The organism is Pedobacter sp. MC2016-05, assembly GCF_026239735.1.
In the GTDB taxonomy this organism is placed as follows: Bacteria; Bacteroidota; Bacteroidia; order Sphingobacteriales; family Sphingobacteriaceae; genus Pedobacter.
In genome coordinates this window covers 62,094-83,442 of the sequence record NZ_JAPIVT010000018.1, presented here as the reverse complement: position 1 = coordinate 83,442, position 21,349 = coordinate 62,094, and the positions used below count along the sequence as shown (strand labels likewise).

The 21,349-nt window shown below is 37.8% G+C and carries 20 protein-coding genes; 12 read left to right on the top strand and 8 right to left on the bottom strand.

Annotation, left to right across the window (positions count from 1 at the left end; translation table 11 throughout):
* Positions 1-12: 12 nt before the first annotated feature.
* The 4 genes from bcp to OQZ33_RS19215 form a co-directional block, all read right to left on the bottom strand.
* The gene (gene bcp / locus OQZ33_RS19230; protein WP_265800944.1) at positions 13-477 is read right to left on the bottom strand and encodes a thioredoxin-dependent thiol peroxidase; all 465 of its coding nucleotides are present in this window, start codon (positions 475-477) and stop codon (positions 13-15) included.
* 346 nt (positions 478-823) lie between these two features.
* Positions 824-2,557 carry a M23 family metallopeptidase gene (locus OQZ33_RS19225; protein WP_265800942.1) on the bottom strand — a complete coding sequence of 578 codons (1,734 nt, stop codon included), beginning with the start codon at positions 2,555-2,557 and terminating at the stop codon, positions 824-826.
* Positions 2,558-2,560: 3 nt separating this feature from the next.
* Complete coding sequence (locus OQZ33_RS19220; protein ID WP_265800941.1) at positions 2,561-3,172, bottom strand: fumarylacetoacetate hydrolase family protein; 612 nt, start codon at positions 3,170-3,172, stop codon at positions 2,561-2,563.
* A 75-nt stretch (positions 3,173-3,247) separates the two neighbouring features.
* On the bottom strand, positions 3,248-3,778 hold the full coding sequence (locus OQZ33_RS19215) for a T9SS type A sorting domain-containing protein (protein ID WP_265800940.1): 531 nt from the start codon (positions 3,776-3,778) through the stop codon (positions 3,248-3,250).
* A gap of 180 nt (positions 3,779-3,958) precedes the next feature.
* On the opposite strand from OQZ33_RS19215, the gene OQZ33_RS19210 reads away from it, so the two are divergent.
* Positions 3,959-5,920, top strand: a complete 1,962-nt coding sequence (locus OQZ33_RS19210) for a KUP/HAK/KT family potassium transporter (RefSeq protein ID WP_265800939.1) — start codon at positions 3,959-3,961, stop codon at positions 5,918-5,920.
* A gap of 3 nt (positions 5,921-5,923) precedes the next feature.
* Positions 5,924-6,082: a hypothetical protein gene (locus OQZ33_RS19205; protein ID WP_265800937.1), complete on the top strand. Its 159-nt coding sequence runs from the start codon at positions 5,924-5,926 to the stop codon at positions 6,080-6,082.
* Between the two features lie 558 nt (positions 6,083-6,640).
* Here the strand turns inward: OQZ33_RS19205 and OQZ33_RS19200 are convergent.
* On the bottom strand, positions 6,641-8,587 hold the full coding sequence (locus OQZ33_RS19200) for an amino acid permease (protein WP_265800936.1): 1,947 nt from the start codon (positions 8,585-8,587) through the stop codon (positions 6,641-6,643).
* 283 nt (positions 8,588-8,870) lie between these two features.
* On the opposite strand from OQZ33_RS19200, the gene OQZ33_RS19195 reads away from it, so the two are divergent.
* Positions 8,871-10,094: an MFS transporter gene (locus OQZ33_RS19195; protein ID WP_265800935.1), complete on the top strand. Its 1,224-nt coding sequence runs from the start codon at positions 8,871-8,873 to the stop codon at positions 10,092-10,094.
* A gap of 512 nt (positions 10,095-10,606) precedes the next feature.
* Here the strand turns inward: OQZ33_RS19195 and OQZ33_RS19190 are convergent.
* From OQZ33_RS19190 to yihA, 3 genes are all read right to left on the bottom strand, one after another.
* Complete coding sequence (locus OQZ33_RS19190) at positions 10,607-12,313, bottom strand: M3 family oligoendopeptidase (protein WP_265800934.1); 1,707 nt, start codon at positions 12,311-12,313, stop codon at positions 10,607-10,609.
* Between the two features lie 104 nt (positions 12,314-12,417).
* Positions 12,418-13,275, bottom strand: coding sequence for a UbiA-like polyprenyltransferase (locus OQZ33_RS19185; protein WP_265800932.1), 858 nt, complete (start codon positions 13,273-13,275; stop codon positions 12,418-12,420).
* A gap of 61 nt (positions 13,276-13,336) precedes the next feature.
* The gene (gene yihA / locus OQZ33_RS19180; protein WP_056851831.1) at positions 13,337-13,960 is read right to left on the bottom strand and encodes a ribosome biogenesis GTP-binding protein YihA/YsxC; all 624 of its coding nucleotides are present in this window, start codon (positions 13,958-13,960) and stop codon (positions 13,337-13,339) included.
* Between the two features lie 250 nt (positions 13,961-14,210).
* Between yihA and ubiE the strand changes: the two genes are divergently transcribed.
* The 9 genes from ubiE (at position 14,211) to OQZ33_RS19135 (ending at position 21,209) form a co-directional block, all read left to right on the top strand.
* Positions 14,211-14,942: a bifunctional demethylmenaquinone methyltransferase/2-methoxy-6-polyprenyl-1,4-benzoquinol methylase UbiE gene (gene ubiE / locus OQZ33_RS19175; protein ID WP_265800931.1), complete on the top strand. Its 732-nt coding sequence runs from the start codon at positions 14,211-14,213 to the stop codon at positions 14,940-14,942.
* The gene (locus OQZ33_RS19170) at positions 14,939-15,736 is read left to right on the top strand and encodes an outer membrane beta-barrel protein (protein WP_265800929.1); all 798 of its coding nucleotides are present in this window, start codon (positions 14,939-14,941) and stop codon (positions 15,734-15,736) included. Before ubiE ends, OQZ33_RS19170 begins: the two co-directional genes overlap by 4 nt.
* A 94-nt stretch (positions 15,737-15,830) precedes the next feature.
* Positions 15,831-16,589: an SDR family oxidoreductase gene (locus OQZ33_RS19165; RefSeq protein ID WP_265800927.1), complete on the top strand. Its 759-nt coding sequence runs from the start codon at positions 15,831-15,833 to the stop codon at positions 16,587-16,589.
* Positions 16,590-16,694: 105 nt separating this feature from the next.
* Positions 16,695-17,141, top strand: coding sequence for a GatB/YqeY domain-containing protein (locus tag OQZ33_RS19160; protein WP_265800925.1), 447 nt, complete (start codon positions 16,695-16,697; stop codon positions 17,139-17,141).
* A gap of 185 nt (positions 17,142-17,326) precedes the next feature.
* A complete protein-coding gene (locus OQZ33_RS19155) occupies positions 17,327-18,091 on the top strand; it encodes an alpha/beta fold hydrolase (RefSeq protein WP_265800923.1) in 765 nt (254 codons plus the stop codon).
* Positions 18,091-18,753 (top strand): CBS domain-containing protein, encoded by a 663-nt coding sequence (locus OQZ33_RS19150; protein ID WP_265800922.1) that lies wholly within the window; start codon positions 18,091-18,093, stop codon positions 18,751-18,753. Before OQZ33_RS19155 ends, OQZ33_RS19150 begins: the two co-directional genes overlap by 1 nt.
* A gap of 8 nt (positions 18,754-18,761) precedes the next feature.
* Entirely contained in the window at positions 18,762-19,643 is an 882-nt protein-coding gene (locus OQZ33_RS19145) for an NAD kinase (protein WP_265800921.1), read from the top strand.
* Positions 19,644-19,645: 2 nt separating this feature from the next.
* Positions 19,646-20,449 (top strand): DUF6089 family protein, encoded by an 804-nt coding sequence (locus OQZ33_RS19140; RefSeq protein ID WP_265800920.1) that lies wholly within the window; start codon positions 19,646-19,648, stop codon positions 20,447-20,449.
* 19 nt (positions 20,450-20,468) lie between these two features.
* Entirely contained in the window at positions 20,469-21,209 is a 741-nt protein-coding gene (locus OQZ33_RS19135) for an isoprenyl transferase (protein WP_265800919.1), read from the top strand.
* The last annotated feature ends 140 nt before the right edge of the window (positions 21,210-21,349 follow it).

Sequence of the window (21,349 nt, the reverse complement as noted above, 5' to 3'; positions counted from 1 at the left end):
GCTATATTATAATTAGTTATTGATTAAATCGAGTACTTGCTGAGTAGCGTTTTTGGTGTCAACTTTTTTGATGATGTGGGTAATTCTGCCATCACCATCAATAATGAAAGTAGTTCGAACCGTTCCCATATATTTTTTCCCATACATGTTTTTTTCTGCCCAAACCCCATAATCAGTTACAATTTTCTGATCAGTATCTGCCAGTAATGTAAAAGGCAGGTTATGTTTAGTTACAAATTTCTGATGCGATTTTTCGTCATCGACACTCACACCCAAAACCACTATTCCCTTAGCTTGCAAACCCTGGTAATTGTCTCTAAAATCGCAGGCTTCGGCAGTGCAACCAGGTGTATCGTCCTTGGGATAAAAATAGAGTACCACTGTTTTGCCTTGGTAATCGCTCAACGAAACCGCGGTTCCGTTTTGATCTTTGGATGTAATTGAAGGTGCTTGATCGCCTTCTTTTAATTCGGCCATATATAAATGATTTGAGATGTAAATTGACTATTTTGAGATTGCAATTTAAACAGTTTAACCTGTTATAGTGTTCAATGAATGTTAAAAGATGACATTATTAGGTAGTAGCTTTTAGATTTTGCCGGAAATTCACCTAAATATTCACTTATTAATTCTTTGTTTTGGAGCGCAGATTCTGTAGGCTACACATACATTCTTCCCATGTTGCGCTTGTACGCTTCGCATCGTCTGTAACCCTCTTTACCGCAGTGTACCGTTACACCCGGGGCTAAATAGGTACTGTTTTGAATGTGTCAGACTGCAAGATCTCAGCGTTCCAAATCAACTTCAACTAAGATTGATACAACTATTTAAAAAATGAAATGGCATAACGCTTCACATTATCTTTTCCGTCTGTTACCACCAACTCAAAAGTGTGTTTGCCAGATGCCGTTCTATCATCAAAGCTGTGCCATAGGGTTGCTGTTTTTGTGTCAAATTCCATTAAAACCCATTTGCCATCAATGTAGCCACTAAAACTTTTTATTCCAGAAAGATTATCACTGATTCTGAAAGTCATTTTTGATAATCCTGCCATACTTTTTCCATCGGCAATATTAATAGGGACAATTCGGGGCGCAATTGTATCAACAGCAATATAAAAACTGCCAAAATTCTTTGGTGTCGCTTTTAGATAGCCGTTATCAAACGAGCCGCCTTGCGATGAGCCACCTGTACTTACTATCAAAGCTTTATCACGTAAATTTTCGGGAAGGGCATCGGCTTTTATCCATAAATTAAACCCAATATGTAGCGGGGTAAATCTGTTATGAATTTGCTGTATGGCAGAATAAGCGTTTCCAGCTGGTTTGGGCAATTTTTTATACACAAAATTTAAGTCGTTATATAGAGTGCCTTGCGGAATAACCACTTTGATTTCATCGCTATTAAATTCACTGGCTTTATTATAAGGAAAATTTAAACCCGCCGGGATAATAGGAGCAGCGAGAGACGCTGTTCCGGCATTTACCGTAAATGGCAATGTTGATGCGTTTCCTTTTGAATCGGTTATGATATATCGAAGCTGGTGAGTTTCGCCATCATTGAAGTTAATTCTTCCGCTATTCACCAACCCGCTATAAATTTTCAGGGGATTTCCCGGATCGACAAAACTTTTTTGAATACTTCTTTTCGTATTGATATAAGTTGGATAATCGATGTGTGAGTTAATCGCTTTGCTGTTCTCAAAAGAAAAACGTTCTAAAGCAGACGTATAGATCATTTTGCCATCAAGTTCCAATTGAATAGAATAAACACCATTTGTACCAGATAAACCATTGTGCCTATCGGTTACCACAATGCCAAAACCAACTTCGCCGGTTAAACTAACCGGAGCAGTTGCTTTGTAACTGCCAGCTGCACCACTAATGCCAATGGCCTGTTTCGGCGTAAATTCGTTAAAGTTTTTTCCATTTAAACGGTAAACATATAAACCATGAATTACCGGCGGGATATTATCAGGAATGTTAATGCCGAAAAATTGCGGGTTTATGGTTTCTTCTGTTTTGGTATCTCTAATTTCAAAATGTAAATGCGGCCCTCCGGAACTGCCTCGGTTACCCGACCACGCAATTACTTCGCCCTTACGAACAGGGATGAGTGTGGCTTCAGGAAAGTCATCAATCTCGAATGATTTTTTTTCATACTCCAAATCTTTTACAATGGTTGCTATTTTTGGAGAAAAGCGTTGTAGGTGGCCATACACAGTGGTAAAGCCATTTGGATGGTTGATGTAAAGTGCCAAGCCGAAGCCACTATTTTGAACTCTAAGGCGGGAAATGTATCCATCTGCAACCGCATAAACCGGATACCCTTCGCGTTGATTTGTCCGGAAGTCGATCCCAGAATGGAAATGATTGCCACGAATTTCTCCAAATGATCCCGCCAGGGCAGGAGGAGTAATATCCAAAGGCTGTCGAAAATCGGTTATAGGGTATTTATTGGAGCTAAATATTTGTTGCGCCTGTGCGAAATGAGCTAATAAAGAAAAACAAATAAGGAAAGCGGTATGGAACAAGTTGCGGATCGGGATTTTTACCATTCTTTATTTTACATCAAAATTCAACAGTTGCTTGTCTTCTAACCATGCTTCCAGCTTATCGCCCTGATTAATTTTTCCTACCCCTTCAGGGGTGCCTGTAAAAATTAAATCGCCTTTTTTTAAGGTAATGTATTGTGAAACGAAACTGATTATCTTTTCAAACGAGAAGAGTAAATCTTTGGTATAGCCTTTCTGACGCGTTTCGCCATTGATCTTCAACTCAAAGTTTAAATCATATAAGTTTTCAAAATCAGATTTCGGCAAGAAGATACTGATTGGGGCAGAGCTATCGAAACTTTTTGCAAGTTCCCATGGCAAACCTTTTTCTTTGTGCTTACTTTGAATGTCACGGGCTGTAAAATCAATTCCTAAACCAATTTCGTTATAATAATTTGCCGCAAATTTGTCAGCGATATGTTTACCCTCTTTACAGATTTTTAACACCACTTCTAATTCATAATGAACATCGTTCGAAAATTCTGGCAAATAAAAAGGTTTGTTATCCTTCAATAATGCCGTATCGGGTTTCATGAAAATTACGGGCGTTGTAGGAATGGGATTATTTAATTCTTTTGCATGTTTGGCATAATTGCGACCAATAGCGATGATTTTCATACTAGATTAATTTTTTATGAGGTATTTTTTTCGGAAAAGGTTCCAGAAGAATCAAAAATAGAAAAGAAATCGTGGTTATAAAACAGAGATGCGTTTTACCTGGCTTTCTGAGCCCGCCATTACTCTTAAAAAATAGATGCCAGCATTTAATCGGCTCGGGATATTAAAGGTTCTGGTTTGTTCACCTGCATTCAGCCTCTCATTGGCAAGCGTAACCACTTCATTGCCCAATAAATCAATAATTTTAACCGTCGTCTGGGTACCGTCTTTTCCTATTGATAAAATGATATTCAGTTGATCTTCAACAGGGTTAGGGTAAACTTTAACTATGGTGAGTAGTTTATCTTTAGTTGAAGCAATATTTGTAGACTTTGTGCTTCCAGAATAAGTGTTGAACATTCCCGAAGTACCTAAGGTACCAAACAACGGTCGGTAAGGCTGAATATTTGCTTTAATCTCTGGGACTGTGCTTGTTTTTTTAACTCTGTTTTTTAAGCTGATGTGAATACTATCAGTCTGTTGCGCCCAAGAATTAACACTGCACAACAAAGCGACGCATAAGATGCATGCAAGTTTTGTGAGCAACGTTAGTGGGTAGAGTTTCATCAAATTTATTAAGCAAATGTATTAATTAAAAACAAAGAAATTAAACATTTTATGGTTCTGTTATATTTTAACACAATTTAACAATTAATTTTGTTTTTCATAGTGTGAAAATTACACAATATTATGGTTGTTAATTTGTTATAGTTAGTTTACTTTTGACGCACTAAAAATATCAACGAAGTGTCAGATCATAAAAATGTCAACGCGTTAACAGCCGGAGGAGTTCTGGTAAGTTTGGGAATTGTGTTCGGCGATATCGGTACATCACCATTGTACACGCTTAAAGCGATTTTTAAATCGGTATTTGATGCAGGGCAACCCATCAGTTCAGATGTCGTACTGGGGGCGCTTTCATGCATTATCTGGACTTTGACGCTCCAGACCACCATAAAATATGTAATTATAACCTTAAGGGCCGATAATAGAGGTGAAGGCGGAATTTTCTCGCTTTATTCTTTGGTACGCAAAAAAGCTAAATGGTTGGTTATTCCAGCAATTATCGGCGGCGCCGCTTTGTTGGCAGATGGAATGATTACCCCAAGTATTACGGTAACTTCGGCCATCGAAGGTTTAAAACTAAACTTCCCGACGGTTCCGGTATTGCCGATTGTAATAGGAATTATAACTTTACTGTTTGTAATACAACAATTTGGAACCAATTTGGTAGGGAAGCTTTTTGGACCTATCATGTTTTTTTGGTTTGCCGCATTGGGCATCACAGGTATATCTCATGTGATGGATGATCCATCTGTGTTTAAAGCACTAAATCCTTACTACGCGATTCACTTACTTGTTACCAACCCGAGTGCGTTGGTGATTTTAGGCGGCGTATTCCTATGTACCACAGGTGCTGAGGCACTTTATAGCGATTTAGGACATTGTGGTAAAGATAATATTCGCATCAGTTGGATCTTTGTAAAACTAACCCTTATTTTGAATTATTTAGGTCAGGGTGCGTGGGTACTGAGCCACCCGAATTATAATCCTAGAAATCCATTGGAAAATCCTTTCTTCCAATTGGTGCCCCAAAATCTGGTTATTTATATGGTTATTCTAGCCACAACAGCAGCTGTTATTGCCTCGCAAGCCATGATTTCAGGTTCATTTACGTTAATTTCTGAAGCAGTAAGATTGAACCTTTGGCCAAAAGTTAAAATCAACTATCCTAGTGTTCAAAAAGGACAATTATATGTTCCATCTATCAACTGGTTACTTTGTATCGGCTGCATTTTAATTGTGCTTTATTTCAAAAGATCGGATGATATGGAGGGTGCCTATGGCTTAGCGATTAATCTTACCTTCTTGATGACAACGGTTTTAGTAGCCGTTTATATGCTAAGGAAAAAATTTCCTAAATACTTGATCATTATTTTCGTTGGCGTTTACACTATCATTGAACTGACATTCTTAGTAGGTAACATGGCTAAGTTTGTTCATGGTGGATGGGTAACGCTGTTGATTAGTTGCGGTTTGTTAAGTGTAATGTGGACCTGGTACAACTCTCGCAAAATCAAAAACCGTTTTGTTAAATATGTAGAAATCGAAGATTACTACCAGATATTAAGTGAATTGAGTAATGATGAAACGGTTCCAAAATACTCCTCTCAATTGGTTTACCTCACCAGTGCAAATTTTAAAACAGAGATAGAATCAAAAATCATTTACTCTATCATTCAAAAGGAACCAAAACGTGCCGATGTTTATTGGTTGGTTCACGTAGATGTTATGGATGAGCCTTATACGTTAGATTATAAGGTGGAATTCTTGATTCCTGGAAAGCTTATCCGTATTGATTTCCGCTTAGGTTTCAGGATAGAGCAACGGGTAAATTTGCTATACCGTAAAGTAGTTGAAGAGCTGGTGAAAAACGGAGAAATTGATATCACGAGTCAATACAAATCTTTAAATAAACATAAGATTGCGGGTGATTTTAGGTTCGTACTATTGGAGAAACACCTGTCTAAGTTTACAAAATTGAGTTTCTATGAAAGACAAATCATGGACTATTATTTTCTGTTAAAGAAAATGAGTTTATCGGAAGAACGAAGTTTTGGTTTGGATAGCAGCTATGTAGATGTAGAGAAAGTGCCTTTAATTTTTGTAACTCCAGATGATATCGAACTCAACAGATTACCGGTTTAACCCATGAGAACTGCAATTTTAATACTCGGTATTTGTCTTTTTATCTCCGGTCCGGCTGCTAAAATCTACCACCTTAAGTCTGGTAATACTTATATGATTGCCTCTGCATTAGGATTAGTGATGATTACGGCACTGGCTTTTATTAAGAAAAAAGAAAATTAGATTTACATTGATTCCTAATCAGGTCAGTAACCCATTTTATTCAAACGAATGAAATGGGTTTTTTATTGAAATTTGTCTTCATCCCATTTTTTAGGGTTATTCAAGCTATAATTGGAGATATTATTATCAGCATTTTCATCCCGGATTATATGTTCGTAGTAATTCCTCTGCCAGAATTTCCCCATCCTTTTGCTATCTAGTTTGAACAGGTCTAAGCAAGAGTTAGAAACAATTGTTTATGCTCCAACTACATCGGATATTGTCGGGGCAACCGCAAGGGTTGCCCCGACAACTATTTCATCAGACAAAACTATTATTCCATGCATGAGATTCGGCATAATTTGAAAAACATCAAGCTCGAAATTCAAGAATCTTTCAGCTAAATTATGCCACTCATTGTATGCAATCATTCAAAATCATCTCGCCGTCAGTTACTTTTCCAAATCTATGTAACCTACCTTCGCAACAGATTGTAACGAAATATGCACCTGCGCTAGAATAATCAAATCCTTTTAACCTAATGGAGCGGCGATGATGTACTAAAGGATCATATCTACATTAAACTTCCTGTGCCAACTTGCTATGCTTATATCCGTAAGCGAAATACACCACCAAGCCAACAACCAGCCAGATACCAAAGCCGATCCAGTTGGAAATTCCCAATTCGCACATCATGTATAAGCAGCTTACAAGGCCCAGAACCGGAATCAGAGAAAGGTTATGTGTAATGCAGTAATAGCAGATAATCAGACAAATGATCAGGAAAATCCACATCGGTATTTTGTGTTTGAAAAGGCTCCAGCCACTCTCATACTTTTTTTCGAATGAAATTTTTGAAGCGGTGATAAATTGTTCGTAACGATCTCCGGGTAATGCGCTCAAATAAGACTCCGCGTCAACTTTTTCTGCCAGCATAATCTGTGGAGCCGCATTTTTTACAATTTCTTCTCTTACAACTTTTAGTTCTTCTCCATTTAAGGAAGTAACAAAATTGACTGTGGTAACGGTTTTAGGAGAATTGAAAAGGAATGCTTTTGTTTCCTTACCGTATTGTGTGAAAGCGAATGCTACTGCTGCAATAAAAGCAATCGGCACAATAAATTTGCTGTTAACGTAGGGAATTTTAAACTTACCACGTTGAACATCCGGACGGTTTTGCAATACTAAAACTCCGGCACAAACCAATACAAAAGCAAATAATGTTCCTATCGAACAAAGATCGGTTACAATGGTTAAGTTCATGAATAGCGATGGAACAGCCACAACGAACCCGACTACAATAGTCGCGAAGGATGGGGTTTTGTATTTAGGGTGGATTTTTGAAAAAGATTTTGGTAACAATCCATCGCGACTCATGCTCATCCAAATACGTGGTTGCCCCATTTGAAATACTAAAAGTACACTCGCCATTGCAAAAACAGCACTAACGGCAATGATGCCACTCATCAGTTTTAAATTGATTTGATCGAAAACGAATGCCAGTGGATCGCCAACGGCAAGCGTATCAGATTTTACAATTCCAGTTAAAACCAGGGCAATAGCAACATATAAAATGGTACAAATGATAATTGCCCACATCATTCCACGGGGCAAATCACGTTGCGGATTTTTACATTCTTCGGCTGTTGTAGAAATTGCATCGAAACCGATATAGGCGAAGAAAACTGCAGAGACACCTTTCAAAACACCTGACACTCCATTTGGCGCAAAAGGGTTCCAATTGTTGGTATCAACATAAAATATACCAACTGCAAGCACCAATAGAATCACAGCCAGCTTCACCACAACCATTGCATTGCTGGCATTACGGCTTTCTTTCATTCCACGGTAAATTAACCAGGTAATCAAAATAATAATTCCCAGGGCGGGAATGTCTGCAACCAGGTGGAAGCCTCCAATTTGTGGAGCGGTTAACCAGGCGTTATTCGCTAAAGCTGTAGCAGAATCCAAATCATTAAGGTTTTTGCCTGCCGCCGATAAAGCTTCAGCAATTTTATGTCCGTTATAGGCACTCAAATAATCCATCGTTGCCCAATCGGGAACATGGATGCCGTTGATATTTAAGAATGGTATTTTTATAGAAGAGAGTAATCCGGTAAAGTAATCAGACCAAGAAATGGCTACCGTGATATTTCCGATCGAGTATTCCATGATGAGGGACCAGCCAATAATCCAGGCCACCAACTCGCCAAATGCTACGTAGGAATAAGTGTATGCGCTACCAGAAACCGGAACCATTGAAGCAAATTCTGCGTAGGCAAATGCCGCAAAACTACAAGCAACAGCAGTAAAAATAAACAAAAATATCACCGCCGGACCACCATCTGCACTGGCTTTACCAATGGTACTAAAAATACCAGCGCCAATAATTGCAGCAATACCAAACGCAGTCAAATCTCGTACCCCTAATGTTTTATGAAGCGTATTTTCATGATCGCCATAGCCGCTTGCCGCATCTTTTAAAATTTTGGAGATAGATTTTTTTCTAAATAGCTTTTCGAACATTTTGCCTGGTTGTTGTATTCTTCAAACTTAAAAAAATATCAGTTAAAAACGTTTAAAGCGAGATATAAATTTCTCTACATTCATTTTCGAAGATCTTTTGAGGTCAAAAAAGGTCTTGATAATCTATAAAATCCTACAACTTTTCTGTTTCCAAAGTAAAAATACCACTCTTTTGTAATCTCGATGTGTTTATTGCCTGACAGGTAATTTGGCCCCACGATAAAATACTACTTTTGCCGCACTATTCAGTGATGGTTTCCATTATCCATTCCAATTCTTTACAATGACATCTTCTATTACACAACGACCGGCGATAAAAGAAAAAAATCAAGGCATAGCCACAATTCTGGCATTCACCCTTATTCCGCTCTCTGGTTTTGCCACAGATATTTACATTCCATCATTGCCTACAATGGCAGGCGAAATGAACATCAGCAGTGTTCAGGTTCAGTTGACATTAAGTATTTTTCTGATCAGCTACGGCGTTGCGCAGCTCTTTGTAGGGAGTTTGCTGGATAGTTTTGGACGTTACAAAATTGGGTTATACAGCCTATTGATATTTGCGGCGGCGAGTATAATTATCGCCATAACGCATAACATTTACGTTATTTATTTAATGAGAATTGTTCATGGTCTTTCTGTGGGTGCAGTAGTTGTGGCTAAACGAGCATATTTTGTAGATTTATTTACAGGCGAGAAATTAAAGCATTATTTGAGTCTGTTTTCCATTATCTGGTCTACCGGGCCAATTATAGCGCCGTTTGTCGGTGGCTACTTACAAACGTCTTTTGGCTGGGAATCTAACTTTTACTTCCTTGCTGGTTTCGCTTTAGTTTTTGCCTTGTTGGAATTTTTGTTTAGTGGAGAAACGCTGACACATTTTACAGATTTCCAACTGAAAAAGATTAGCAATATTTATTTAAGTATGGTAAAAACAACCAGTTTTACACTTGGTATCGTGATGCTTGGCCTTGCCTACTGTATGGTAATGGTTTATAACATGACCGGACCATTTATTATTGAACACGAACTGCATTATTCGCCGGTTGTTGCAGGTTATAGTTCTTTGGTTTTAGGCTTCGCGTGGATGGTTGGAGGTTTTATAGGAAAAGCAACAATCAATAAGCCGTTTTTTAAAAGATTAATGCTCAATTCGCTACTTCAGGTGGTGTTCGTAGCTTTAATGATAGTCAGCTTAAATTTTGTATCAAATTTATTTTCACTGATCTTTTTCGCTTTCATTATTCACATTGGAGCTGGTTTTACTTTTAATAATTATTTCACATTCTGCCTAAGCAAATTCCCTAAAAATGCGGGTATAGCAGGAGGTTTAACAGGCGGAATCACTTATGTAATCGTTTCCTTTCTAAGTTATGGCATCGTGAATTTGTTCCCGGCAAAAGATGAGCGAAATTTGAGTTTCAGTTATTTAGTGATGATTGTGATTTCTTTAGCGATAATGGTTTTGATTATGAGAACCAGAAAGAAGGATGAGATTACTTCTTAGCTAATTAGTATTGTGTTTGATCAGCGGGATGTTTATACGCTTTATTTTTCTCCCGCAGATTACGGAGAAGTCCGCAGATTTTTTTTGCTTTGGCAGAGATGATGTTCAACAGATGATTAAAATTTGACTATTAATAAGTTGCTCTGCGTTAATCTGTGAGATCAGCGGTAGATTTATCTTAATTTGCTATAGCGTTTTAGCGAAACGGTTACAGCGATAATCAGCGGGAAGTCTATACGCTTTATTCCCTCCCGCATATTACGGAGAAGTCCGCAGAATTTTTTGCTTTGGCAGAGTTGATTTGCAACGATATGACTAAATTTTGTCTATTAACAAGTTGCTCTGCGTTAATCTGTGAAATCAGTGGGAGACTTAATTTAATTCTGTAGCATATGCCTTTGATATTCAAGATAGCAGCAATACACGACAACTATATCTGCTAAGCACTTAGCTCTAAAACAAAAAAAGCCGTAGCGAAATGCCACGACTTAAAATTCGAATGGAAACTCAATCTATCCCAATTTCTCTAGCTCTTCCTTTACAAAAGCAGCCAACTCTTTAACATATTCTGCACTAAAATCAAACTTGATTCCTGCAGTTTCGTAAATCTCATTCATTGGTTTGGTATAACCTAGAGAAAGTGCAGCCAAATACTGTTCTAGCGCTTTTTCAGGATTTTCCTTGTAGTTTTTCCAAACTGCAATGGCACCTAATTGCGCAATTGCATATTCAATATAGTAAAACGGAACCTCAAATAAGTGCAACTGTTTCTGCCAAACATTACCAAATTGTTGATCCAAATCTGTCCAATCTGCGAAGCCTGCACCAAAACGGTTGTAAATCTGCTTGAAAGTTACTTCACGATCAGCCGCAGTATGATTTGGGTTGGTGTAAATCCAATGCTGAAACTGATCAATTACTGCAACCCAAGGCAAGGTTTTTAAAACATCAGCCAATTGCTCTTTTTTGGCACGAATCAAATCTTCCTCACTATCAAAATAAACATTCCAATTATCCATTGAAATTAATTCCATACTCATTGATGCCAGTTCTGCAACTTCAGATGGGCAATGCTTAAAATCATTTAATTCTAAGTTTGCCGTTAGAAAAGTATGAATGGCGTGGCCACCTTCATGAACCATGGTGGTTAAATCGCGAAGAGAATTGGCCGAATTCATGAAAATAAATGGTGCTCCGGTCTCCGCCAACGGATAATTGTATCCACCTGGCGCTTTACCTTTTCTGCTTTCTACATCAAAAAGATTATTGGCTTTCATTGTAGCTAGCTTTGTACCCAACTTTTCATCAATGGCGTTAAAACAGGCGATACTTTTATCAATAAGTTCAGTACCGTTGTTAAAAGGTTTCAATGCAGGTTTGCCGCTTACACTAACCTCCATATCCCAAGGTCTTAGCGTTTCTAAACCCAAAGCTTCGCGACGTTTTTCGGCTTGTTCCTTTAAAATTGGAACGATTTCCTTTTCTATCGCATTGGCAAAATCGTAGCAATCTTGTGGTGTATAATCAAAACGGCCTAAGGCCTGAAACATATAATCGCGATAGTTTGCAAAGCCAGCATTCAAAGCAACCTGGTTACGCAATTTAATCAGTTCATCAAACAGGATGTTTAAATCATCTTTATCGATTAACCGGCGCTGTTGAATGGTTTTCCATGCATTCTCCCTCACCTCGCGATTTAAATCCTTAATAAAAATAGAGGCCTGTTCCAGTGTATATTCCTGCCCATTAATTTCAACACTCATCGCACCAGTAATGCCTTGATATTTCTGTTGTTTAACTTGTAATTGAGTAAAAAGTTCAATGTTCTCCTCGCGATAAATTTCCAAAGCCTTTTTAATCGCTCTGCTATAAACGAAGAACTTTTCTTTGTCCAAATCATCCATAAAAGGACTGTCGACAAACTTCTTATTCAGTTCATTTGATAAAGGAGAAATTTTGGGTTCAATTTCCTCTGCAAAATACTGGAAGTTTTTAACCAATTCTTCATTTGCCGTATCACAACTCATTTTAATATATCGCCAGGCGAAATCTTCTTCTAAAGCGGCCTCCAGTTCTGAGCGATCTTTTAACCACTTTTCCAACTCATCAACATTGTTGATTTCGCGGTTTTGTAATTCGGTAAAAAGTGGGGATAAGCTTTCCCAAGTGATGGCTAAATCTTGAGGAATATATGTTCTGATTTTTTTTTCTACAATCATGTTTTTATTAATTATTGAATTTTCAATGAGTAATTGATAGAATGGTTTAAAGCATATTGCAGAGCATTCTATCATTCAAAACTCATTCATTCTATCATTTATTGTTATTTGGTTCTAATGTAAGCGTCGATTAAAAAGCAAATAGCAAACACTACTGATGCATATCCGTTTAAAGTTTGAAACGCTCTGTTTACTTTACTAATATCATTTGGTTTTACTAGCAGGTGCTGATAAATGAGCATCGAACAGAAAAATGCGATCCCAACATAATAAACCCAACTAAACTCGGTAAAAAACACGGGTAGGATCACACAGATTGCGGAGAGCACATGCAATAAAACCGACACATTAAGTGCATTTTTTATGCCAAGTGCAGATGGTATAGAGTGTAATTTTTCTTCACGGTCGAAATCTTCATCCTGTAAGGCATAAATAATATCAAAACCACTTACCCAAAAAAGCACAGTTAAAGAGTATAAAACCGGCACTAAAGCAAAGTGCCCGGTTACTGCGATATAGGCGCCAATAGGAGCTAGTGATAACCCTAAGCCTAAAACAAGGTGACACAATGCCGTAAATCTTTTGGTGTAGCTGTAAAATAACACGACAAAAAGCGCCACAGGCGATAGATAAAAGCAAAGCGGATTAATAAAGTAAGTGGCAACGGCAAAAAATACGCAGTTTGTAATTACGAAAATTAATGCCTCGTTAGCAGATACTTTTCCCGCCGGAATATCCCGCATTTGGGTTCGTGGGTTTTTGGCATCAATGTTTCTATCCAAATAACGGTTAAACGCCATTGCGGCATTTCTGGCGAAAACCATACAAAGCAATACCAAGATTAACTTATACCACGAAAAAGGATTTTCGGTAGTGGTAACGCCCAGGAAAAACCCAATCATTGCAAACGGTAAAGCAAAAACCGAGTGAGCGAATAATACGAGTGAAAAGTATTTTTTCATTTACTGATATACGAATATTGTTATGTTAAGATCTCAAACTTCTTTGAAAACTGTGAAGCGCTTAAAACTTTTTATAGTCTGATGGAACCACAAAATCTTGATTCACCTCTGTAATAAAATTTAAAACTTCATCTTTTCCATTTCCTTTTTCGGCTGAGGTAATAAAGGTTGCGGGGATCTCTTCAAAAAACTCACCTAACTTTTTCTTAAAAGCAGCTACGTTTTTTTGAGTGGTGGTCATGCCCTGTTTATCTGCCTTAGTGAAAATCAAAGAAAAAGGGATTTGCTTTTCGCCCAACCAATAGCAAAACTCGATGTCAATCTGTTGTGGCTCTAAGCGACTGTCTATCAATACGAAAACACACTGTAAGCTTTCTCTTTTGGTGATATATGCACGAATGAATTTCTCCCACTTTTCTCTACTGGTTTTAGAAACCTTTGCATAGCCGTAACCCGGCAAATCGACAATGTACCATTTCTCGTTAATTAGAAAATGGTTAATGAGTTGCGTTTTTCCTGGCCGCTGAGAGGTTTTTGCCAATCCATGTTGATTAACCAACATGTTAATTAAAGAAGATTTGCCCACATTTGACCGGCCAATAAATGCATACTCGGGCATTGTTGGTATCGGTAAAGCCGAAATCTGGGTGTTGCTGCAAACAAATGTTGCCGTTTTGATAACCATGTTGCAAAGGTAGGGTTTTGAGTCGGAAGTCCGAAGTCCGAAGCCTTTAGTCTAAATCTGCAATCTCTTGATATTGTAAAATTCGCTCAAGCATATAGTCTATCTGCTCTCCAAAACTGCATTTAAAGTCATCTGTAATCCACCTTTGGTTTAAATTTATCTTTTTATCGCTTTTGATATCTTTTGATAGTTTGGACTTCCGACTATTGAGTCCCGACTTCGGACTTTTTCCCTATCTTTGCCCCATACCATGAATCAGAATATCACTCCTTATCAAGTAGAAGACGCAACCAAGAAAGAGCAGGTTGCAACTATGTTTAACAATATTTCGGGTACATACGATTTTTTGAACCATTTTCTTTCTTTAGGGATTGATGTACTGTGGCGTAAAAAAGCGATCAAAGAACTGGCTTCCATTCAACCGAGGAATTTACTGGATGTAGCCACTGGAACAGGTGATTTCGCTTTTGAAGCGATTAAAAAACTTCATCCTGAGAAAGTGATTGGTGTAGATATTTCTGAAGGAATGCTGGATGTGGCTAAGAAAAAGATTAACGAACGCAGCTTAAACGAAACTTTTACCGTTCAGTTAGGCGATTCGGAAGGCTTGCATTTTGAAAACAATACTTTCGATGCCATTACCTGCGCATACGGAGTTCGTAACTTCGAAAACCTCGAAAAAGGTCTAACAGATATGTACAGGGTGTTAAAACCCAACGGCAAAATGGTCATTTTAGAATTTTCAAAACCCCGTGTTTTTCCAGTAAAGCAACTATATAATTTTTACTTCCTGCATGTTACGCCATTCTTCGGAAAGTTGTTTTCAAAAGATGCCAGAGCCTACACTTATTTACCTGAATCTGTAGCCGCTTTTCCTGATGGAACTGATTTTACAACCCTTATGGAAAAAGTTGGTTTCAAAAGTACCAAACAAAGAATTTTAACGTTTGGAATAAGTTCAATCTACGTCGGTACTAAATGATAAAAAAATTAAGCCTCATCTTTTCGTTATTCACAATTTCTACCGCTTGCCTGGCTCAGAACTGGGGTGGGGGAATTGATGATGAAGATTGGAGCTTTGGGTTTAATTTTCAGTATATTTCTGCAGAATACAAAATTCTTAAAAAAGAAAACTGGCGGGCACCTTTTTACGAAGTGCGAAATTCTTTGGGCGTGTCTTATGATCCGAATTCGGGTTTGCCGGTTACAAATTCTTTGAATGCTATTTCAAGTCCACCTTCGCAGGGCTTTGGTTTAGGTTTTGTGATGAACAGGCGCTTGGCAGAGAATTTTGATATTCGTTCAACTCCATCATTGATTTTCAGCGATCGTGTAGTTTCGTATGAGTATTTGCCATTAGACCCCATTGATCTCGGCAATGGCCAAACGAAAAATTATCAAACCTTAATCGATAAGAAGGTTCAGGCAACCATGTTCGAGTTTCCGATAGGTATAAAAGTTAAATCGAACCGCATGAATAATTTTAGGGCTTACTGGTTGGGCGGAGCGAAGTATTCGATTGATATTGCTTCGAAAAAGAAATTCTTCGATGAAGGCGAAACGCCAATAAACAAGCTGTTGAAAAATCAACGCAATTATCTATCCTATGAAACGGGAATAGGTTTTGACTTGTATTTCGAGTATTTCAAAATGTCGCCCGAAATTAAGTTGGCCTATTCAACCAATGATTTGCTTCAGCACGACGATACTGCTTTTGCTAATCCGATTGATAAGTTAAAATTACGTCAATTAACGTTCAGTTTAATTTTTCAATAGCCGTACAATTCAAAAAAACTTACCTTTGCCTGCATTAAGAAAAACCAATTGCAGCAATGCTCCTGGTTAAACTGAAGCTAAATTATTCATAAACATGTCTAAAATTGCATTAATTACAGGCGCAACTTCTGGTATTGGCGAAGCTTGTGCGCACACCTTCGCCCAACAAGGTTATCACTTAATTTTACTTGCCCGTCGCGAAGATCGATTGGCGAAACTTTCGCATCATTTGGCTGATAAATATGCCATCGAAATTAAGCAGGTTTTGGCTGATGTTCGAGACAAAGAAAGTTTATCAACCGTGTTGGAAAATTTACCTGCAGATTGGAAAAATGTTGATGTATTGGTTAACAATGCAGGTTTAAGCCAGGGCTTGGATCCTATTGATAAGGGCGATACCAATGATTGGGATACCATGATTGACACCAATGTTAAAGGATTGCTGTATGTTACCAAAATTGTTTCCAACTGGATGATTCCAAATCAATCGGGTCATATCATTAACATCGGTTCAATTGCTGGAAAGGAAGTTTATCCAAACGGAAACGTATATTGTGCCAGCAAACATGCGGTTGATGCATTAAGTAAGGGTATGCGGATTGATCTTTTGCCTCACGGAATTAAGGTGACTGAAATTAATCCAGGTATGGTGGAGACCGAATTTTCGGTAGTACGATTTAAAGGGGATGAAGATAGGGCTAAAAAAGTGTACGAAAACCTGGAGCCACTTATCGCCGATGATATAGCGGATGCGATTTGGTATGTAGTAAGCCGTCCGAAACATGTAAATATAAACGATATGCTGATTATGCCGACTGTACAGGCCACAGCAACGATAATAAATAGAAATTAAAGTAGTGGGTTGCCAGTTACCGGTTGCGAGTTTACAGTTTAGGTGTTTAAAAGGTAGCTCAAACAGGTAACCCACAACCCATAACTCATAACTGATAACAGAAAAATGATATCAAACACAATAGATCAAGAAATAAAAAAAGCCATGCTGGCTAAAGATAATGCTCAACTAAGAGGATTAAGAGCAATTAAAGCGGCTTTACTGTTGGCTAAAACCGAGAAAGGTTCATCAGAAGAGATTACCGAAGAAACGGAATTAAAAATTCTTCAAAAGCTAATCAAGCAACGCCGTGAGTCTGCTGATATTTACAAGCAACAAAACCGTGAAGATTTGTTTAAGGTAGAGGAAGAAGAAATTGCGGTGATTAACCAATTTTTACCACAGCAGTTAGATAGGACTGAGGTTGCAGTTATTATCGAAAACGTGATCAAACAATCTGGTGCCACATCGGTTAAAGATATGGGGAGGGTGATGGGTTTGGCCAATAAAGAACTTGCAGGTAAGGCAGATGGCAAATTAATAGCTGAAATTGTAAAAGAGAAGCTTGCATAGTTAAGCTTAAAGACTAAAGGTAAAGACATGAATCTAGCAACTGTCTTGATACTTGATACTTGCATTTTCATGCTTTAACAAAGGTTTTTATACCGTTATCGGCTTTATTTCAGAAAAATGGCATAGAAATGCGAAAATTTAATTTTACTCTACTAACTTAGTGCACAATACCACCTATAATATATATGACATACCAGATAATTGAAGAAGACGGATTTAAATACATTGAAACTGGAAAAGGCGAAAAGTTGGTATTGCTGCATGGTTTAATGGGTGAATTAAGTAACTGGGAGCGTGTTATAGAGCAATTTAAAGATCGTTATCATGTAATTATTCCCATTTTACCTATTTACGATTTGCCAATTTTAACTTTAGGCGTTAAAGCACTTTCCAGGTACTTACATCGTTTTTTAAAATTTAAAGGATTAAATCAAGTGGTTTTAGTGGGTAATTCCTTAGGAGGTCACGTGGGTTTGGTTTTTACAGTTGCACATCAGGAGTTTGTTAAAGCTTTGGTTTTAACAGGTAGCTCTGGCTTATACGAAAACGCTTTCGGAGGTTCATTCCCACGTCGTGAAAGTTATGATTATATTAAAGAAAAGGTAGAATTTACTTTTTACGATCCAGCAACGGCAACGAAAGAATTGGTTGATGATGTGTTTAAAACCGTTAACGACCGATCTCGGGTGATTAGGATTTTAACGATGGCTAAGTCGGCAATTCGCCACAATATGGCCAAGGAACTTTCTAAAATAACCATCCCGGTTTCATTGATCTGGGGAAAGAATGATAAAGTTACACCGCCAGAAGTGGCAGAAGAATTCCATCAATTGTTGCCTAATTCTGAATTGAACTGGGTTGATAAATGCGGTCATGCCCCTATGATGGAGCATCCGGAGATATTTAATGGTTATCTGGAGAAATTTTTAGATAGAATTTTACTTAAATAATGTTTGCTGAAGAAATCATATCGAATGCTATTCCATCATTAAGAGCTGATGACACGGTGCAAAAAGCTTTAGATCGTATGAACGAATTTAAAGTGAAGCACATGCCGGTTCTTAGCGAAGCTTCTTTATTGGGTTTAGTTTCCGAAGATGATTTATTAAATATCAGCAAGCACGATACAATCTTGACGGATTCTGGCGTTAATTTTTTAAACGTTTTTACCTTAAGCGACGCACACACTTATGATGTGATTCGTTTGATGAGCCAGCTAAAACTAACAGCTGTGCCGGTTGTCGATCAGCAAAAAAACTACTTGGGCTTAATTTCTATTAACAACATGGTTGATGCCGTGGCAGAACAGTATGCTGTTAATCACCCAGGCGGAATTATTGTGTTGGAAATCAGCAACCGGGATAATTCTTTGGCACATATCTCACAAATTGTCGAAGCAGATAATGCTCAGATCCTGTCATCTTATGTCAATACTTTTGATGATTCCACTCGTATGGAAGTGACTTTAAAAGTTAATAAAACAGAAATTACATCGCTTGTGGCTTCTTTTGAAAGGTACGATTACCTGGTGAAGGAAGTTTACAACAACACACAAATTGACGATGGTTCTCAAGAACGTTATGATTCTTTCATGAACTATCTAAACGTTTAAAATATTTTATGAGGATCGCAATTTACGGGAGGGATTTTAACGATACAGTTTTGCCCTATGTGCAAGAGGTTTTTAATTATCTGGCCACTCATAATATTCAACCCGTTTTATATTCTAAGTTTAAAACATCGCTTCACGGTAAAATTAAGCTGCCAGCCAATACAGTAATTTTTCATAACCACAAAGAACTCAAAGATCATGCAGATGTACTTTTAAGTTTAGGTGGGGATGGAACTTTGCTTGATACACTTTCGTTAATTCGCGATTCAAATATTCCCGTTATTGGGATTAATTTTGGTCGTTTGGGCTTTTTGGCCAGTATCAATAAAAACGAAATAGAATCGGCGCTTAATGCGTTGGTAAATAAAGAATATAGCTTAGATACACGTTCACTTTTGGTTTTAGAATCGGATAATGGATTATTTGGTGAAGAAAACTTTGCGCTGAACGACATCACCATCCACAGGCGGGATAATTCGGCAATGATGATTATTCATGCATTAATGAATGATGAATTTATCAATTCGTACTGGGCAGATGGGTTAATTATTGCCACGCCAACGGGTTCTACGGCTTACTCGCTAAGCTGCGGTGGACCAATTATTTATCCAGATTCAGAAAATTTTGTGGTCACGCCTATTGCTCCCCACAATCTAAATGTGCGGCCAGTAGTGCTTCCTGATGATAATAAATTATCCTTCGAAGTAGAGGCCAGAGAATCTAAATTTTTGGTTTCGTGTGATAGTAGAACTGTAACGGTTGAGCGTTCAGTTAAAATATCGATAAAAAAAGCCGACTTTTGCATAAATCTTATTCGTCTTAACAATGAAACTTACTTAAACACGTTAAGGAATAAATTATTATGGGGCATAGATACCCGTAACTACTAAGTATGACGCTAAATAAACTCCTAATCATCATCTTATTTCTTATTACCGGAGGAAAAATATCTTTTGCTCAAGAGGGCAATTGGGAGATAGGGCTGATGGGCGGCGGCGCAGGATACATTGGTGATCTTAATCAAAACCATCCTTTAAAAGTGAGTGGTATTTCTGCCGGAGTTTATGGAAAGAAAAACTTCAATCAATACTTAGGGGTAAGATTAAACTATACTTACGGCCAGATTCAGGCTAAAGATTCACAATCAAACAATGCACAGTTCAGAGAAAGAAACTTAAGTTTTAATACTTCCTTAAACGAATTGAGCGCACTAATTGATTTCAATTTTTTTAATTTCAATTTGGGTGGTGGAACCCGTCAATTTACACCTTACTTATTTGCCGGTGCTGGTTTTGTGGTATTTAAACCAAAAGTTAAATACGACGGTGAAACCTATCGTTTGGATAGACTGGCTACAGAAGGACAAGAGAATGGATATAGAAATGCCGTTTTAACCATTCCTTATGGCGTGGGTTTACGATACAATTATAAAGATACCTGGACTGTTTTTACCGAATTAGGCTATAGAACGCCGTTGACTGACTATATTGACGACGTTAGCGGAAGGTATCCGGACAGCGATAAACAGGTATTTGTTGGTTCAGATGGAAATCGCATCAATTTATCCGATCCATCTATCAGTCAAATTGGTGTTGCAGGAACCCAAAGAGGAGATTTTAGAAAAAGGGACACTTATCTATTTGTTAGTGTTGGCATATCTTTTACCTTTGTATCCTCAAAATGCTACTCGTTTTAAGCTGATTTTGACTTAATTAATGGATTTTAAAGAACAAATAGACTATAGCCGCCTGCCAAAGCACATTGCCGTTATCATGGATGGGAATGGAAGATGGGCAAAAGGCCAGGGAAAAGTACGTGTTTTTGGGCATGAGCAAGGTGTGCTATCTGTAAAAGATATTGTAGAAGGCTGTGTTGAAGTAGGTATTGAATACCTAACCCTTTATGCTTTTTCTACTGAAAACTGGAATCGTCCGAAGGAAGAGGTTGATGCTTTGATGCAAATCCTGATCTCAACAATTAACAGAGAAACCGAAACGCTCAACAAAAATAAAGTTAAGCTTAATGCCATTGGCAACATATCATCTTTACCACAAGAGTGTATTGATGATTTGAAAGAAGCAATGGATAAGACTGCCCACAACGAAAAATGTACCTTAACACTGGCCCTTAGCTATAGTGCAAAATGGGAAATTGTTGAGGCGGCCAGAAAAATTGCTGAAGCCGTAAAAGATAATACAATCTCTATGGATGATATCGATGAGGGTCTCTTTTCATCGAAACTTACAACCGTAAATATTCCTGACCCGGAGTTAATGATCAGAACAAGTGGCGAACATCGGATAAGTAATTATTTGCTTTGGCAAATGGCTTATACGGAGTTTTATTTCACTGACGTTTTGTGGCCAGATTTTAGAAGAGAAGATCTCTTTGAGGCTATTGTTGACTATCAAAAACGCGAACGCCGTTTCGGAAAAATTAGCGAACAATTGAACTAATTTTTCTTTTAACACTTTTTAACAAGCGTTTAAACTAACTTAGCACCACTTTTATACGATAAATGAAACCATAATAAGGGAAACATGGCAAATGTAAATTTTGCTAAAAAAAACATTGTTACCTTCGTGGCCATTACTGA

Bases quoted from the DNA above. Each gene is read 5' to 3' on its own strand.
- bcp (WP_265800944.1), bottom strand. From the start codon at position 477: ATGGCCGAATTAAAAGAAGGCGATCAAGCACCTTCAATTACATCCAAA.
- OQZ33_RS19225 (WP_265800942.1), bottom strand. From the start codon at position 2,557: ATGGTAAAAATCCCGATCCGCAACTTGTTCCATACCGCTTTCCTTATT.
- OQZ33_RS19220 (WP_265800941.1), bottom strand. From the start codon at position 3,172: ATGAAAATCATCGCTATTGGTCGCAATTATGCCAAACATGCAAAAGAA.
- OQZ33_RS19215 (WP_265800940.1), bottom strand. From the start codon at position 3,778: ATGAAACTCTACCCACTAACGTTGCTCACAAAACTTGCATGCATCTTA.
- OQZ33_RS19205 (WP_265800937.1), top strand. From the start codon at position 5,924: ATGAGAACTGCAATTTTAATACTCGGTATTTGTCTTTTTATCTCCGGT.
- OQZ33_RS19200 (WP_265800936.1), bottom strand. From the start codon at position 8,587: ATGTTCGAAAAGCTATTTAGAAAAAAATCTATCTCCAAAATTTTAAAA.
- OQZ33_RS19195 (WP_265800935.1), top strand. From the start codon at position 8,871: ATGACATCTTCTATTACACAACGACCGGCGATAAAAGAAAAAAATCAA.
- OQZ33_RS19190 (WP_265800934.1), bottom strand. From the start codon at position 12,313: ATGATTGTAGAAAAAAAAATCAGAACATATATTCCTCAAGATTTAGCC.
- OQZ33_RS19185 (WP_265800932.1), bottom strand. From the start codon at position 13,275: ATGAAAAAATACTTTTCACTCGTATTATTCGCTCACTCGGTTTTTGCT.
- yihA (WP_056851831.1), bottom strand. From the start codon at position 13,960: ATGGTTATCAAAACGGCAACATTTGTTTGCAGCAACACCCAGATTTCG.
- ubiE (WP_265800931.1), top strand. From the start codon at position 14,211: ATGAATCAGAATATCACTCCTTATCAAGTAGAAGACGCAACCAAGAAA.
- OQZ33_RS19170 (WP_265800929.1), top strand. From the start codon at position 14,939: ATGATAAAAAAATTAAGCCTCATCTTTTCGTTATTCACAATTTCTACC.
- OQZ33_RS19165 (WP_265800927.1), top strand. From the start codon at position 15,831: ATGTCTAAAATTGCATTAATTACAGGCGCAACTTCTGGTATTGGCGAA.
- OQZ33_RS19160 (WP_265800925.1), top strand. From the start codon at position 16,695: ATGATATCAAACACAATAGATCAAGAAATAAAAAAAGCCATGCTGGCT.
- OQZ33_RS19155 (WP_265800923.1), top strand. From the start codon at position 17,327: ATGACATACCAGATAATTGAAGAAGACGGATTTAAATACATTGAAACT.
- OQZ33_RS19150 (WP_265800922.1), top strand. From the start codon at position 18,091: ATGTTTGCTGAAGAAATCATATCGAATGCTATTCCATCATTAAGAGCT.
- OQZ33_RS19145 (WP_265800921.1), top strand. From the start codon at position 18,762: ATGAGGATCGCAATTTACGGGAGGGATTTTAACGATACAGTTTTGCCC.
- OQZ33_RS19140 (WP_265800920.1), top strand. From the start codon at position 19,646: ATGACGCTAAATAAACTCCTAATCATCATCTTATTTCTTATTACCGGA.
- OQZ33_RS19135 (WP_265800919.1), top strand. From the start codon at position 20,469: ATGGATTTTAAAGAACAAATAGACTATAGCCGCCTGCCAAAGCACATT.